This window comes from Kluyvera sichuanensis, assembly GCF_040930405.1.
In the GTDB taxonomy this organism is placed as follows: domain Bacteria; phylum Pseudomonadota; class Gammaproteobacteria; order Enterobacterales; family Enterobacteriaceae; genus Kluyvera; species Kluyvera sichuanensis.
This window is the reverse complement of sequence record NZ_CP162271.1, coordinates 3,796,964-3,810,971: the sequence shown is the minus strand read 5'-3', so window position 1 is coordinate 3,810,971 and position 14,008 is coordinate 3,796,964. Positions and strand designations below refer to the sequence as shown.

The window sequence follows — 14,008 nt, the reverse complement described above, 5'->3', positions numbered from 1 at the left end:
AAACCGCGCAAAGCCGGTCGTTTTTTCAAGAAACAGCCGGAAAGATCGGGAAATGCGGTCATCATCACACCCCCTGAAAACCCCACCATCGGCGGAATTTGTGAACTCTCTCACGTTCACCTTTGCTTTCTTGCCAGCGCCGAATTTCGCCTGTCAGTAACGAGAAGGTTGTGGCATTGCGCTTTTTCTAGACTGTTTCACAATGACTCATAGAAGGACTCTTGCCATGACTTTTCGCCATTGTGTGGCCGTCGATTTAGGCGCCTCCAGCGGACGCGTAATGCTGGCGCGCTTTGATGCCAAACAGCGTTCGCTTTCACTGCGCGAAATCCACCGTTTCGTGAACAGCCTGCATAAGCAGGAAGGTTTTGATACCTGGGATATCGACGCGCTGGAAGCCGAAATCCGCATCGGCCTCAACAAGGTGTGCGATGAAGGCATTTTGATAGACAGCATCGGCATCGACACCTGGGGCGTGGACTACGTCCTGTTGGATAAACACGGGCAGCGCGTTGGCCTGCCGGTGGCCTATCGCGATAGTCGAACCGACGGCGTCATGGCCATGGCAATGGAACAGCTGGGTAAAAGTGAGATCTATCGTCGCAGCGGCATTCAGTTCCTGCCGTTCAACACGCTTTATCAGCTGCGCGCGCTGGTTGAACAGCAGCCAGAACTGGTGAGCCAGGCCGCTCACGCCCTGCTGATCCCGGATTACCTCAGCTTCCGCCTGACCGGCAAGATGAACTGGGAATACACCAACGCCACCACCACGCAGTTGGTCAATATCAATAGCGATAACTGGGATGAAGATCTGCTGAACTGGACCGGTGCACCGTCGTCCTGGTTTGGTACGCCGACGCATCCCGGCAACGTGATCGGCCACTGGGTCTGCCCGCAGGGCAATGATATTCCGGTGGTTGCCGTTGCCAGCCACGACACCGCCAGCGCCGTCATCGCTTCACCGCAGGCTGACCGCGATGCCGCTTATCTCTCTTCCGGTACCTGGTCGCTGATGGGCTTTGAGAGCAAAACGCCGTACACCAGCGAGCAGGCGCAGCGCGCCAACATCACCAACGAAGGCGGCGCGGAAGGGCGCTACCGGGTGCTGAAAAATATCATGGGCCTGTGGCTGCTGCAGCGGGTGCTGAAAGAGCAGAACATCGGCAGCCTGCCAGATCTCATTGCCGGAGCGGAGAAGCTACCGGCTTGCCGCTACCTGATTAACCCGAACGATGACCGCTTCATCAACCCGGAAAACATGAGCGCCGAGATTCAGGCTGCCTGCCGCGAAGCCGCGCAACCCGTTCCCCATGCCCCAGCCGAGCTGGCGCGCTGCATCTTCGACAGCCTGGCGCTGCTGTACGCCGACGTGCTCAACGAGCTGGCGCAGCTGCGCGGTAAACCATTCAGCCAGCTGCACATCGTTGGTGGCGGTTGCCAGAACCAGATGCTGAACCAGCTGTGCGCCGATGCTTGCGGCATCACCGTGGTCGCCGGGCCGATTGAAGCTTCAACCCTCGGCAACATCGGCATCCAATTAATGACGCTGGACGAACTCACCAACGTCGACGATTTCCGCAAGGTGGTGACCGGCAACTACGGTCTCACCACGTTTACCCCGAATTCAGACCATGAAATTGCCCGCTACGTTGCGCAGTTTCAGCAACAACGACAGACAAAGGAGCTTTGCGCATGACCACTCAACTTGAACAAGCCTGGGAACTCGCGAAACAGCGCTATTCCGCTGTGGGTATCGATGTCGAAGAGGCGTTACGCCAGCTGGACCGCTTACCCGTATCCATGCACTGCTGGCAGGGCGATGACGTCGCGGGTTTTGAAAATCCAGAAGGCGGTTTGACGGGTGGCATTCAGGCGACTGGTAACTATCCGGGCAAAGCGCGTAACGCCACCGAGCTGCGCGCCGACCTGGAGCAGGCACTGAGCCTGATCCCTGGGCCAAAACGTCTGAACCTGCACGCTATCTACCTGGAGTCTGACACCCCGGTGGCGCGCGACGAGATCAAACCTGAGCACTTCAAAAACTGGGTTGAGTGGGCGAAAAAACACAAGCTGGGCCTCGATTTTAACCCGTCCTGCTTCTCACACCCGCTGAGCGCCGACGGCTTTACGCTGTCTCACGCCGACCCGAAAATTCGCCAGTTCTGGATTGACCACTGCAAGGCCAGCCGCCGCGTTTCCGCCTACTTTGGCGAACAGCTGGGTACGCCTTCGGTGATGAACATCTGGATCCCAGACGGCATGAAAGACGTGACCGTTGACCGTTTGGCGCCGCGCCAGCGTCTGGCGGCCGCGCTGGATGAAGTCATCAGTGAAAAACTGGATCCGGCGCATCACATTGATGCCGTCGAAAGCAAGCTGTTCGGCATCGGCGCTGAGAGCTACACCGTCGGCTCTAACGAGTTCTATATGGGCTACGCCACCAGCCGCCAGACCGCACTGTGCCTGGATGCCGGTCACTTCCACCCAACCGAAGTTATCTCCGACAAAATCTCTGCCGCCATGCTGTACGTGCCGCGTCTGCTGCTGCACGTAAGCCGCCCGGTACGTTGGGACAGCGACCACGTGGTGCTGCTGGACGACGAAACCCAAGCTATCGCGAGCGAAATCATCCGCCACGACCTGTTTGACCGCGTGCACATCGGCCTCGATTTCTTCGATGCCTCCATCAACCGCATCGCAGCATGGGTTATTGGTACTCGCAACATGAAGAAAGCCCTGCTGCGCGCGCTGCTGGAACCAACCGAACAGCTGCGTCAGCTGGAAGTTGACGGTGACTACACCGCGCGTCTGGCGCTGCTGGAAGAGCAGAAGTGCCTGCCGTGGCAGGCGGTATGGGAAATGTACTGCCAGCGCAACGATACCCCGGCGGGCAGCCAGTGGCTGGAGAGCGTGCGCAGCTACGAGAAAGAGATTCTGAACCAGCGTGGGTGATTGACCCTCACCCCGCCCCTCTTCCTGAAAGGGAGAGGGCAAAAACCGAACCGTTCCCTCGCCCCTTCGGGGAGAGGGCTAGGGTGAGGGGAAACACCTCACCGAGACAACAGGACAACAAGACTATGCAGACCATTACCGATTCCTGGTTCGTCCAGGGCATGATTAAAGCCACCTCTGATGCCTGGTTAAAAGGCTGGGACGAACGCAACGGCGGCAACCTGACGCTGCGTCTGGACGATGCGGATATCGCGCCTTTCACCGCCGATTTCCACGCCAAACCGCGCTATATCGCCCTGAGTCAGCCGATGCCGATGCTGGCGAACACGCCGTTTATCGTCACCGGTTCCGGTAAATTCTTCCGCAACGTCCAGCTCGACCCAGCCGCCAACCTCGGCGTGGTGAAGGTCGATAGCGACGGTGCGGGCTACCATATTTTGTGGGGGCTGACTCACGAAGCCGTACCAACCTCCGAACTGCCAGCGCATTTCCTGTCACACTGCGAACGTATCAAACTGACCGGTGGTAAAGACCGCGTCATCATGCACTGCCACGCGACTAACCTGATCGCGCTGACCTACGTACTGGAAAACGACACCGCGCTGATTACCCGCAAACTGTGGGAAGGCAGCACCGAGTGTCTGGTGGTCTTCCCGGACGGCGTCGGCATTCTGCCGTGGATGGTGCCGGGTACCGATGAAATCGGCCAGGCGACCGCCGTCGAAATGCAGAAGCACTCTCTGGTGCTGTGGCCGTTCCACGGCGTCTTCGGCAGCGGCCCAACGCTCGATGAAGCCTTTGGTCTGATCGATACCGCCGAAAAATCCGCAGAAGTGCTGGTGAAGGTGTACTCGATGGGCGGCATGAAGCAGACCATCACCCAGCAAGAACTGATTGCCCTCGGCCAGCGCTTTGGCGTCACCCCGATGGCCAGCGCATTAAATCTGTACAAGTAAGAACATCGCATAACCCCTGCGGGCAACGATCCGCAGGGGAAACTCTGTTACCTGCAAACCAACTAACTCAAAACCGTGGAGTACAAGCAATGAAAATAAAAGCAAGCTTCATCCTCACCGTTGCCGCCCTGGCGTTGTCCGGTTCCGCTTTAGCTGAAGTGAAAATTGCCCTTGTGGCGAAGTCATTAGGCAATGGCTTCTTCGAAGCCGCGAACGTTGGCGCACAGGAGGCGGCCAAAGAGTTAGGCGATGTTAAAGTCATTTATACCGGCCCTACCACTACCACCGCTGAAGCGCAGATCGAAGTGCTCAACGGGTTGATCGCTCAAGGTGTCGATGCGATCGCTATTTCCGCCAACGATCCCGATGCGGTGGTGCCGGTGCTGAAAAAAGCCATGCAGCGCGGCATTAAGGTCGTGTCATGGGATTCCGGCGTTGCCGCCGGTGGCCGTCAGATTCACCTGAACCCTTCTAACAACCAGCTGATTGGCGAAACCAACGTCAAGCTCGCCGCCGATGCGCTGAAAGCGCTGAACGTCGAGAAAGGCGACGTCGCCATTCTGAGCGCGACCCCCACCTCCACCAACCAGAATATCTGGATTGGCGAGATGAAAAAGGTGCTGCCGAACTATCCGTCCATCAACCTGGTGACCGTGGCCTACGGCGACGACCTGTCGGATAAGAGCTACCGCGAAGCGGTTGGGCTGCTGAAGTCTTACCCAGACCTGAAAGTGATCGTCTCCCCTTCCTCCGTCGGTATCGTCGCGGCGGCGCAGGCGGTGAAGGATCAAGGCAAAATTGGCAAGGTTTACGTCACCGGGCTGGGGCTGCCGTCTGAAATGGCCGGCGCCATTAAGTCCGGCGCGAGCAAAAGCTTCGCCATCTGGAACCCAATCGACCTGGGCTATGCCGCCACCTACCTCGCCGATGACCTGGTAAAAGGTACGGCAACCAAAACTGAAGCCAGCATGGGTAAACTGGGCAAAGTGAAGCTCGATGCTGACGGTAATGGCGCGATGTCCGAGCCGTTCGTCTACGATGCCAGCAATATTGATAAGTTCTCGAAGATTTTCTAATCCTTTGACCCTTACACCGCCCCCTCTCCCTAAATGGGAGAGGGAGAAAAGCAGGCGGCAGTAAGGGGAAATTCTCCGGAGAACTATCATGACCGCATCGACTCCGCTATTGCAGCTTAAGGGGATCACCAAGGTCTTCCCCGGTGTGCGCGCGCTTGAAAACGTGCAGCTCGATCTCTGGCCCGGCAAGGTCACCGCGTTAATCGGTGAAAACGGCGCGGGCAAATCCACGCTGGTCAAAGTAATGACCGGCATCTATCAGCCCGAAGAGGGCGAGATTCTCTACAAAGCCATTCCAATAACTTTGCCCACGCCGGACTCCGCGCACCGGGTGGGGATCACCGCGATTCATCAGGAAACCGTTCTGTTCGATGAGCTCTCGGTCAGCGAAAATATTTTTGTCGGCCAATACCTCTATAAAGGCTGGCTGAAAAAGCTCGACTGGCCCGCCATGCACCAGAAAGCGCGGGAAATTCTCACCCGCCTCGATGTGCAGATTGACCCACGCGCCACTTTAAAAACCCTCAGTATCGCCCAGCGCCACATGGTGGCCATTGCGCGCGCACTGTCGTTTGAAGCGCAGGTGGTGATCCTCGATGAACCCACCGCCGCCCTCTCCCAGCACGAGATTCTGGAGTTTTATCAAATCGTTGAACGCTTGAAGCTGGAAGGCAAAGCCATTCTGTTTATCTCGCACAAGTTTGATGAGATTTTTGAGCTGGCGGATCACTACACCATTTTGCGCGACGGCGTGTACGTGGGATCCGGCGCAATCAATGAGATAACCGAAGAGCGAATGGTCGCCATGATGGTGGGCCGTGCGATCACGCAAACCTATCCGAAAGTGGCGTGCGAAAAAGGCAATGTGGTGCTGGAGGTAAAAGACCTTTGTCACCCGACCGAATTTGCCCATATCGACTTCACCCTGCGCAAAGGCGAGATCCTCGGCTTCTATGGCCTGGTCGGCGCCGGGCGAACCGAGCTAATGCAGGCGCTTTCTGGCGTATCACATCCTTCCTCCGGCGAGATTATCCTGAACGGCAAGACGGTGCATTTTCGCCAGCCAGCCGATGCCATCAACGCCGGGATCGTCTGCGTGCCGGAAGAGCGGCAGAAACAGGGGGCAATTATTGAACTGCCGATTGCCCAGAACATCAGCCTGCCGCAGCTTAGCAAACTCAACCCACGTGGCGTGCTCAACGACGCCCGCGAATGGCAGTTGGCCGACGAGTACGCCCGTCGCCTGCAGGTGAAAGCCTTTAGCTGGCGACAGCCGGTAGAGACGCTCTCCGGCGGTAACCAGCAGAAGGTGGTGATCGGCAAATGGCTGGCGACCCACCCGGACGTGATTATTCTTGATGAACCCACCAAAGGTATCGATATCGGCTCAAAAGCCGCGGTGCACCAGTTTATGTCCGAGCTGGTTGCCCAGGGGCTGGCGGTGATTATGGTCTCGTCAGAGCTGCCGGAAGTGATGGGTATGGCCGACCGTATCATCGTGATGCATGAAGGACTGATGGTCGCGGAATATCAGGCCGGTGAAGCTACCGCAGAGACCATCGTCAGCGCCGCCAGCGGTGCCGGGAAGGAGGCAGCATAAATGTGGCAATCCTTATTTAAACACCGCGAAGCGCTGCTCGCGGCGGTGATTATTTTGATGATCGGTGCCATCGGCAGCCGCGTGCCGTCGTTCGTTTCGCCGGGCAACCTGGTAGAAATGTTCAACGATACCGCCATCTTAATCATCCTCGCGCTGGGGCAGATGATGGTGCTGCTGACCAAAGGCATCGACCTGTCGATGGCCGCCAATCTGGCGCTCACCGGGATGATCGTGGCGCTGCTTAACTTCCACTATCCAGACGTTCCGGTCTGGGCGCTGCTACTGTTGGCGACGGTACTGGGGCTGGTAATGGGGATGATTAACGGCCTGCTGGTCTGGAAGCTCGGGATCCCGGCGATTGTGGTGACGCTTGGCACCATGAGCATCTACCGCGGCATTATCTTCCTGCTCTCTGACGGCGGCTGGGTTAACTCGCACCAGATGAGCCCCGATTTCCTCGGCCTGCCGCGCACCTCGCTGCTGGGCCTGCCGGTATTGAGCTGGTTTGCCGTCGCCGCGCTGCTGCTGGTCGGCTACTTCCTGCGCTTTAGCCGCACCGGGCGCGCGCTCTACACCGCCGGAGGTAACGCCACCGCCGCCTACTACACCGGGATCAACGCCGGAAAAATGCAGTTCGTCAGCTTCTGCCTCTCTGGCGCGCTGGCCGGATTCTGCGGCTATTTGTGGATCTCGCGCTTTGCCGTGGCCTACGTCGACGTGGCGAACGGCTTTGAGTTACAGGTTGTCGCGGCCTGCGTCATCGGTGGTATCAGCACCATGGGCGGCACCGGACGCGTCGTCGGCTGCCTGTGCGGTGCACTGTTCCTCGGCATCATCAACAACGCCCTGCCGGTGATCGGCATTTCGCCGTTCTGGCAGATGGCCATTTCCGGCGCGGTCATTGTGATTGCCGTCCTGCTGAACGAACGCGGCAATAAACGCAAAGGACGGCTGATCCTGCGCGATGCCGCGCTGGCCCGACAGAAACAGGCGGTGCGCTCATGAGCAAAATAATGATGCCGGACGAGATTAAAACCGAAGTCGCCGCACCGTCGCTCTTCCAGCGACTGCTGTGCTGGGAAGGCTTTTTGCTGGCGGTAACGCTGCTGGTGTTTGTCGGCAACGCGCTGGCTTCGCCCTACTTCCTCAACATCTGGAACCTGTCGGATGCCACCTTCAACTTCACCGAGAAGGCGATCATCGTGCTGCCGATGGCGATGCTGATTATCGCCCGGGAGATTGATCTGTCGGTGGCATCGACCATTGCCCTGAGTTCCACGCTGATGGGTTTCTGCGCCGCGGCGGGAGTCGATACGCCGCTGCTGGTCTGCGTTGGGCTGGGAGTCGGCCTGCTGTGCGGGCTGTTTAATGGCCTGCTGGTGACCCGCTTTAACCTCTCGTCGATCGTTATCACCATCGGCACGATGAGCCTGTATCGCGGCATTACCTACATTCTGCTCGGTGACCAGGCGCTGAATAAATACCCGGAGAGCTTCGCCTGGTTCGGCCAGGGCTACGTATGGGGCGCGCTGTCGTTTGAGTTCGCGCTGTTTATCGTGCTCGCGGCAGCATTTGCCTTCCTGCTGCACAAAACCAACTTCGGTCGCCGTACCTATGCCATCGGTAATAACCCCACCGGCGCATGGTATTCGGGGATTAACGTCAAGCGTCACAACCTGCTGCTGTTCGCACTGGTAGGGTTGATGTCTGGCCTGGCGGCGGTACTACTGACCTCGCGCCTCGGCAGTACTCGCCCAACGATTGCGATGGGCTGGGAGCTGGCGGTAGTCACCATGGCGGTGCTCGGCGGCGTCAACATTCTTGGCGGCTCCGGCAGCATGGTCGGCGTGATTATTGCGGCCTTCCTGATGGGGCTGGTCACCTTCGGGCTCAGCCTGCTTAACGTCCCCGGCATCGTGATGTCTATCATCATTGGCGCGATGCTGATTGTAGTGATTTCACTGCCGATTATCGCCCGCCGGGTGATACAGCGACGACGCATTTAAATTTCCCCCTCACCTCACTGGATGAGGGAAACCCAGGATTTCATAAGTTAGGTATTTAAGGAGAAACACCATGAGCTTTATGTTAGCACTGCCAAAAATCAGCCTGCACGGTGCAGGCGCCATTGGGGATATGGTCAACCTGGTTGCCGGTAAGCAATGGGGCAAAGCACTGATCGTCACCGACGGCCAGCTGGTGAAAATGGGCCTGCTGGATAGCCTGTTCGCTGCGTTGGACGCGCATAAAATGTCTTATCACCTGTTCGACGAGGTTTTCCCGAACCCAACGGAAGAACTGGTGCAACAAGGCTACGCGGCCTATCAGGCTAATCAGTGTGACTACATTATTGCCTTCGGCGGCGGCAGCCCGATTGATACCGCGAAAGCGATCAAAATCCTGACCGCTAACCCGGCCCCATCCACCGCGTACTCCGGTGTGGGCAAAGTGCTGAACGCTGGCGTGCATCTGGTGGCGATTAACACCACCGCCGGTACCGCAGCGGAGATGACCAGCAACGCGGTCATTATCGACACCGCGCGTCAGGTCAAAGAGGTGATTATCGACTCGAACATCATCCCGGATATCGCCGTGGACGACGCCAGCGTGATGCTCGATATTCCCGCTTCCGTCACCGCCGCCACCGGTATGGATGCGCTGACCCACGCGGTAGAAGCCTATGTATCCGTCGGCGCACACCCGTTAACCGACGCCAACGCACTCGAAGCCATTCGTCTTATCACCCTGTGGCTGCCGAAAGCCGTGGACGATGGTCATAACCTGGAAGCCCGCGAGCAGATGGCGTTTGGTCAGTATCTGGCAGGCATGGCGTTTAACAGCGCCGGTCTGGGACTGGTACACGCGCTGGCGCACCAACCGGGGGCCACGCACAACCTGCCGCACGGCGTGTGCAACGCCATCCTGCTGCCGATCATCGAAAACTTTAACCGCCCGAACGCCGTGGCGCGCTTTGCCCGCGTGGCGCAGGCGATGGGCGTGGACACCCGCAGCATGAGCGACGAAGCGGCGAGCATGGAGGCAATCAACGCCATCCGCAAGCTAAGTGCGCGCGTGGGCATTCCTGAAGGGTTCAGCAAACTCGGCGTGACCAAAGCCGATATCGAAGGCTGGCTGGATAAAGCGCTGGCCGACCCGTGCGCGCCATGCAACCCGCGCACCGCCAGCCGCGATGAAGTGCGTGAGCTGTACCTGGAGGCATTATGATCCGCAAAGCCTTTGTGATGCAGGTGAACGCCAACGCACACGAAGAGTACCAACGCCGCCACAGCCCAATCTGGCCGGAGCTGGAAGCGGTGCTAAAAGCACACGGCGCGCACCATTACGCAATTTATCTCGATAAAGAACGTAACCTGCTGTTCGCCACCGTGGAGATAGAGTCCGAAGAGCGCTGGAACGCGGTGGCAAACACCGACGTTTGCCAGCGTTGGTGGAAGCACATGACCGACGTGATGCCGTCCAATCCGGATAACAGCCCGGTTAGCGCCGAGTTGAAGGAAGTGTTTTACCTGGCGTAAAGTCCTACAAAATCCACATAGTAGCCCGGCCGAGCGTAGCGACGCCGGGGTTTCACACCGAGCCTCCCCGGGTTACAGAAAAAGGCCTCCGTTTACGGAGGCCTTCATTTTTTTAGAAGAAGTATTTAAAGCGAACGCGCGCGCCGTAGCGATCGTCAGAACCATCGCCGTTGTAACCGTCGCCATCGCTGTTCAGGATGGAGTAGTAAGCGCCAAGATAGATATTAAAGTTCTGCATATCCATCACGTTAGCAAACTGGTAGGACGCATGAATGGTGTGGATATCGTAGGTGCCTTCATCGTTGATCCAGCAGTCTTTGTCGCAGACCACACCGGAAAAATCGTCAATCTTGTTATGCGCGTAGATATAGCCCAGCTCGAAACGCTTCCACAGCACGTTCGCCGCTGCGGTAAAGTCTTGTTCGTTGTTCGCATCCAGATAAGCCGTATTGAGGTTAACCACCACGCCATTATCCGGATCGCTCTTCAGGCCGTTCCACGTCATGGTCATACCGTAACCGGTGCGGTCAGACTGGTCGACAAACTCGCCTTTCTTATTGGTATAGCCGTACGCATTGTTGACGACGTTGCTTTCCATCGCCGCCGACACCGTAAACTCATCCGTTGGTGACCAGGCGATAATCGGGCGCAGATAGGCTACGTTCTTCTGCTGTTCCAGGCTACGACCATGGTAATCGCCATCGTTGTAGAGCGAGGTACCGTCTTCCAGCAGGGTGTTTAATTCGAAATACCAGTTATCTATCTGCTTGCTCATCAGGAAGTTGCCGCCGGAATCAGAACGACCGCGACCTTCTTTCATCATATAGATATAGCCGCTGCCGTCATCGTAGAGGTCGTTAGCGGTATTGCCCGAGTGCTCAACAAACGTATCCTGATTTAATGGGAACATATCGTAGGCTTCAAAACGACCCACTTTAATTTTCCAGTCATCCTCTTTACCAAAGAAGAACGCCGCATCATCAATATTCACCGTCCCGGAAAGATCGCCCAGCGGCTGCGCGGAGAAACCGGCAAAGTAGCCGTTATTCAGCTTACGCATACCGTCAAATCCCAGCAAAATGCGTCCGTTGACGTCCCATTTCTCATTGCTCGGATCGCCGTCGTAGTTGGGGTTGGTCATGGCGAGTAAGCCGTGCTTACTTTCCGCATCCATATTAAATTCTACGTCGCCGTAAATTTTCAGATCGCCGTAGCCGGAAAGAATAAGATTAGGTTTATTGGCATTGATGTGAGTCTCTTCGGCCGAAGCCTGACCGTTCACCGGCGTATTGCCCTGTGCAGCCTTAATCTCTTTGATCTCAGCAGCCTGCTGAACGCGCAGCGTTTCAACCTGCTGTTCTGCTTTTGCTGCGCGATTCTCTGCTGCTTCCAGACGTGATTCTAACTGCGCCAGCCTTTGCTCTAACGTCATGTTCGTTGTTTTCGCAAAACCGGTATTGGCCACCAGCAATAATCCTATTGCCAGCGAGAGCGTCGATTTCTTCATTATTTGCTTTCCTTGAAATAAAGAATATCCCGAAAAATCAAAATACGATTTTTGGTGTTTTATAACGACCATGAATGTATTTTTATTATTCATTTGTCGGTAGAAATCGCCAGTTACGTACGGACACATTTCATAACAAGCACCAAAGACACTAGCTAATATATTTTAGCCGGTAAACATCTCTGATTTTAATATCGTGAGCGAGGTAACACGGTAGAGAAAGAAAAGAGAAGGGTGAGCAATATATATAATTAGGAATTATTACGGTAAATAAACAATAAAATTATAATATTAGTTTTGGGATATAAATATAAAAATACGCGCAGTAATTAATATATCACTGCGCGCCTCTACGATCAGTTCTGCTCAGCGACCAGAATCGCCAGCGTATCTGGCTCTAGCGCTTTAAAAAGATGCGGTTCGTCGGCGGGATAGCAGATGTAATCACCGGCATTCAACTCTTCCGGCGCGGCGGTCAGGCCAACCAGCGCTCGCCCCTGCGTCACAATAATATGTTCGATAGAACCCGGTGGATGCGGATGTGAAATACGGTCTGCGCCCGGCTGCGTGGTCAGCAGATAAATATCGCGACGCGCCCCCGGCGGGCAGGTCGCAAGCAGCGTAGCCTGATAGTTGGCCTGCTCGGCAATAACCTTCGTTCCCTCTCCCCGGCGGATCACCTGGGTTTTATTGGGCTGTGGCTCAAGCAGGCGCGCAAAAGGGATGTCCAGCGCGACGCAGAGCGCCCATAGGGTTTCCAGGCTAGGATTACCGTTCCCGGCCTCAAGCTGGGAAAGCGTCGATTTGGCAATACCGGCACGACGTGCGATTTCGGCCAGAGACAATCCGGTCCTCGCTCGCTCACGCACCAGGCTTTTGGCAATCACGCTGATTGGCTGTGTCATACACAACTCCATCGTTTTATATATCGAACGAAACGTTCATCTTGAACTACCATACTGATTCGTTCATTATAATGGATATATCGTTCGATATGGTAAATTTAGATGTCATTAAAAATGTTCTCCTGCCTGAAAGGCAGCACGATTAAGGCGATTTTCCTCGTCTGTCTGGCGGTCGGCGTGGTCGGCGTCTCTTATGGTTCACTGGCAATGGCGTACGGCTTTCCGCTGTGGGTGCCGCTGCTGCTCTCGGTTTCGGTCCTCGCGGGCGCGTCAGAGTTTATGTTTATCGGCATCGTCGCCAGCGGCGGTAACCCGTTAGCAGCGGCAGCAGCCGGTCTGTTAGTCAATGCCCGCCATATTCCTTTCGGCGTGACGGTGCGTGACCTGGTGGGCAAGCGCGCCGCCAGCTTTATCGGCTGCCATATCATGAATGACGAGAGCGTGGTCTTTGGCCTGTCGCAGCCTACACCCGAGCAGCGTAAGGCTGCCTTCTGGCTCTGCGGGGCTGGCGTCGCCATTTTCTGGCCGCTCGGCGCGCTGTTTGGCGCAGCAGTAGGGCGATTACTCCCAGCCCCGGAAACCATCGGGCTGGATGCTGTTTTCCCGGCCATTCTGTTGGCGCTGGTGATCCCGGCCTTTAAAAACCGTACCACGCTGATTCGTGCCTGCAGCGGCGCCGCGCTGTCGCTTGCCGCCGTACCGTTCGCGCCGGTTGGATTACCGGTTCTGCTTTCCCTGTTTGGCCTGCTGGCGAGGAAAAAATAATGGGTAACATGGCGCTGTTTATCGCCGGGATCGTCATTCTTTCGCTGGGAACCTATCTGATGCGTCTCGGCGGCGCAAAGCTCGGCAATCGTCTGGCCTTTTCGGAACGCTCTCAGGCACTGCTTTCCGATGCCGCCACGGTGTTGCTCTTTTCCGTCGCGCTGGCGACCACGTTCTATGAAGGGGAGCATTTCTCCGGTGCGGCGCGCGTGCTGGGGGTAGGTTTTGCCGTGTTTCTGGCCTGGCGCAAAGCGCCGCTTATCGTCGTGATTATTGCCGCTGCGGTGGCGACTGCGCTGCTGCGTCTGGCTGGTATCAACTGAAACGAAAAAAGCGCCCCATGGGCGCTCTTTCAACAGTAACTAATGACTTATTTGGTCAGTTCAGCGGTCATGTGCACGCGGTTACCAGCATAAGCCTGAGTAATTTTATAGGCGCTTGCGCCAGCCTGTTCTGCCTGAGCGGCGATTTTCGCTTCTGCACCATCAATTGTGGAGGCCGTTGCGGTCACGGTCTGAGCAGCGAAGGTACCGAAAGAAGCGGAGAGTGCGATAACTGCAACAAAAGTTTTGATGCTTTTCATGATGTAAACCCTTTCACTTAGTTGTTTGGATAAGGCGTGTTGCCTTGATGTGATAAATAATAGCCCTCACACCCAACAACTGAAAGCGGAGTAATTTGCCTTAGTCATTCAATTTTATTGACCAATAT

At 56.4% G+C, this 14,008-nt stretch carries 14 protein-coding genes; 11 read left to right on the top strand and 3 right to left on the bottom strand.

Annotation, left to right across the window (positions count from 1 at the left end):
• Nucleotides 1-226 precede the first annotated feature (226 nt).
• The 9 genes from rhaB (at nucleotide 227) to rhaM (ending at nucleotide 10,120) form a co-directional block, all read left to right on the top strand.
• Entirely contained in the window at nucleotides 227-1,696 is a 1,470-nt protein-coding gene (rhaB, locus tag AB2B48_RS18325; RefSeq protein ID WP_368299794.1) for a rhamnulokinase, read from the top strand.
• Nucleotides 1,693-2,952 (top strand): L-rhamnose isomerase, encoded by a 1,260-nt coding sequence (gene rhaA / locus AB2B48_RS18320; RefSeq protein WP_368299793.1) that lies wholly within the window; start codon nucleotides 1,693-1,695, stop codon nucleotides 2,950-2,952. The genes rhaB and rhaA overlap by 4 nt, the downstream gene beginning before the upstream one ends.
• Nucleotides 2,953-3,077: 125 nt before the next feature.
• Nucleotides 3,078-3,908, top strand: coding sequence for a rhamnulose-1-phosphate aldolase (gene rhaD / locus AB2B48_RS18315; protein WP_333012791.1), 831 nt, complete (start codon nucleotides 3,078-3,080; stop codon nucleotides 3,906-3,908).
• Between the two features lie 89 nt (nucleotides 3,909-3,997).
• The gene (gene rhaS / locus AB2B48_RS18310; protein WP_035892339.1) at nucleotides 3,998-4,984 is read left to right on the top strand and encodes a rhamnose ABC transporter substrate-binding protein; all 987 of its coding nucleotides are present in this window, start codon (nucleotides 3,998-4,000) and stop codon (nucleotides 4,982-4,984) included.
• 88 nt (nucleotides 4,985-5,072) lie between these two features.
• The gene (locus AB2B48_RS18305) at nucleotides 5,073-6,584 is read left to right on the top strand and encodes a sugar ABC transporter ATP-binding protein (protein WP_220439068.1); all 1,512 of its coding nucleotides are present in this window, start codon (nucleotides 5,073-5,075) and stop codon (nucleotides 6,582-6,584) included.
• Nucleotides 6,585-7,589, top strand: coding sequence for an ABC transporter permease (locus AB2B48_RS18300; RefSeq protein ID WP_368299792.1), 1,005 nt, complete (start codon nucleotides 6,585-6,587; stop codon nucleotides 7,587-7,589). It abuts the gene before it with no gap.
• Entirely contained in the window at nucleotides 7,586-8,590 is a 1,005-nt protein-coding gene (locus AB2B48_RS18295) for an ABC transporter permease (RefSeq protein ID WP_368299791.1), read from the top strand. Before AB2B48_RS18300 ends, AB2B48_RS18295 begins: the two co-directional genes overlap by 4 nt.
• 70 nt (nucleotides 8,591-8,660) lie before the next feature.
• On the top strand, nucleotides 8,661-9,809 hold the full coding sequence (gene fucO / locus AB2B48_RS18290) for a lactaldehyde reductase (protein WP_333499942.1): 1,149 nt from the start codon (nucleotides 8,661-8,663) through the stop codon (nucleotides 9,807-9,809).
• Entirely contained in the window at nucleotides 9,806-10,120 is a 315-nt protein-coding gene (gene rhaM, locus AB2B48_RS18285; RefSeq protein WP_185668828.1) for an L-rhamnose mutarotase, read from the top strand. The genes fucO and rhaM overlap by 4 nt, the downstream gene beginning before the upstream one ends.
• Before the next feature lie 112 nt (nucleotides 10,121-10,232).
• Here the strand turns inward: rhaM and AB2B48_RS18280 are convergent, their stop codons facing one another.
• Both AB2B48_RS18280 and AB2B48_RS18275 read right to left on the bottom strand, forming a co-directional pair.
• Nucleotides 10,233-11,627 (bottom strand): carbohydrate porin, encoded by a 1,395-nt coding sequence (locus AB2B48_RS18280; protein WP_368299790.1) that lies wholly within the window; start codon nucleotides 11,625-11,627, stop codon nucleotides 10,233-10,235.
• 356 nt (nucleotides 11,628-11,983) lie between these two features.
• Entirely contained in the window at nucleotides 11,984-12,532 is a 549-nt protein-coding gene (locus AB2B48_RS18275; protein ID WP_185668830.1) for a helix-turn-helix domain-containing protein, read from the bottom strand.
• 114 nt (nucleotides 12,533-12,646) lie between these two features.
• Here AB2B48_RS18275 and AB2B48_RS18270 point away from each other — a divergent pair, with 114 nt between their 5' ends.
• Together AB2B48_RS18270 and AB2B48_RS18265 are read left to right on the top strand one after the other, a co-directional pair.
• The gene (locus tag AB2B48_RS18270; protein ID WP_185668863.1) at nucleotides 12,647-13,297 is read left to right on the top strand and encodes an AzlC family ABC transporter permease; all 651 of its coding nucleotides are present in this window, start codon (nucleotides 12,647-12,649) and stop codon (nucleotides 13,295-13,297) included.
• Nucleotides 13,297-13,620 (top strand): AzlD domain-containing protein, encoded by a 324-nt coding sequence (locus tag AB2B48_RS18265; RefSeq protein ID WP_368299789.1) that lies wholly within the window; start codon nucleotides 13,297-13,299, stop codon nucleotides 13,618-13,620. The genes AB2B48_RS18270 and AB2B48_RS18265 overlap by 1 nt, the downstream gene beginning before the upstream one ends.
• Nucleotides 13,621-13,667: 47 nt before the next feature.
• On the opposite strand, the gene AB2B48_RS18260 is transcribed toward AB2B48_RS18265, so the two are convergent.
• The gene (locus AB2B48_RS18260; RefSeq protein ID WP_368299788.1) at nucleotides 13,668-13,880 is read right to left on the bottom strand and encodes a DUF1471 domain-containing protein; all 213 of its coding nucleotides are present in this window, start codon (nucleotides 13,878-13,880) and stop codon (nucleotides 13,668-13,670) included.
• Between the last annotated feature and the right edge of the window lie 128 nt (nucleotides 13,881-14,008).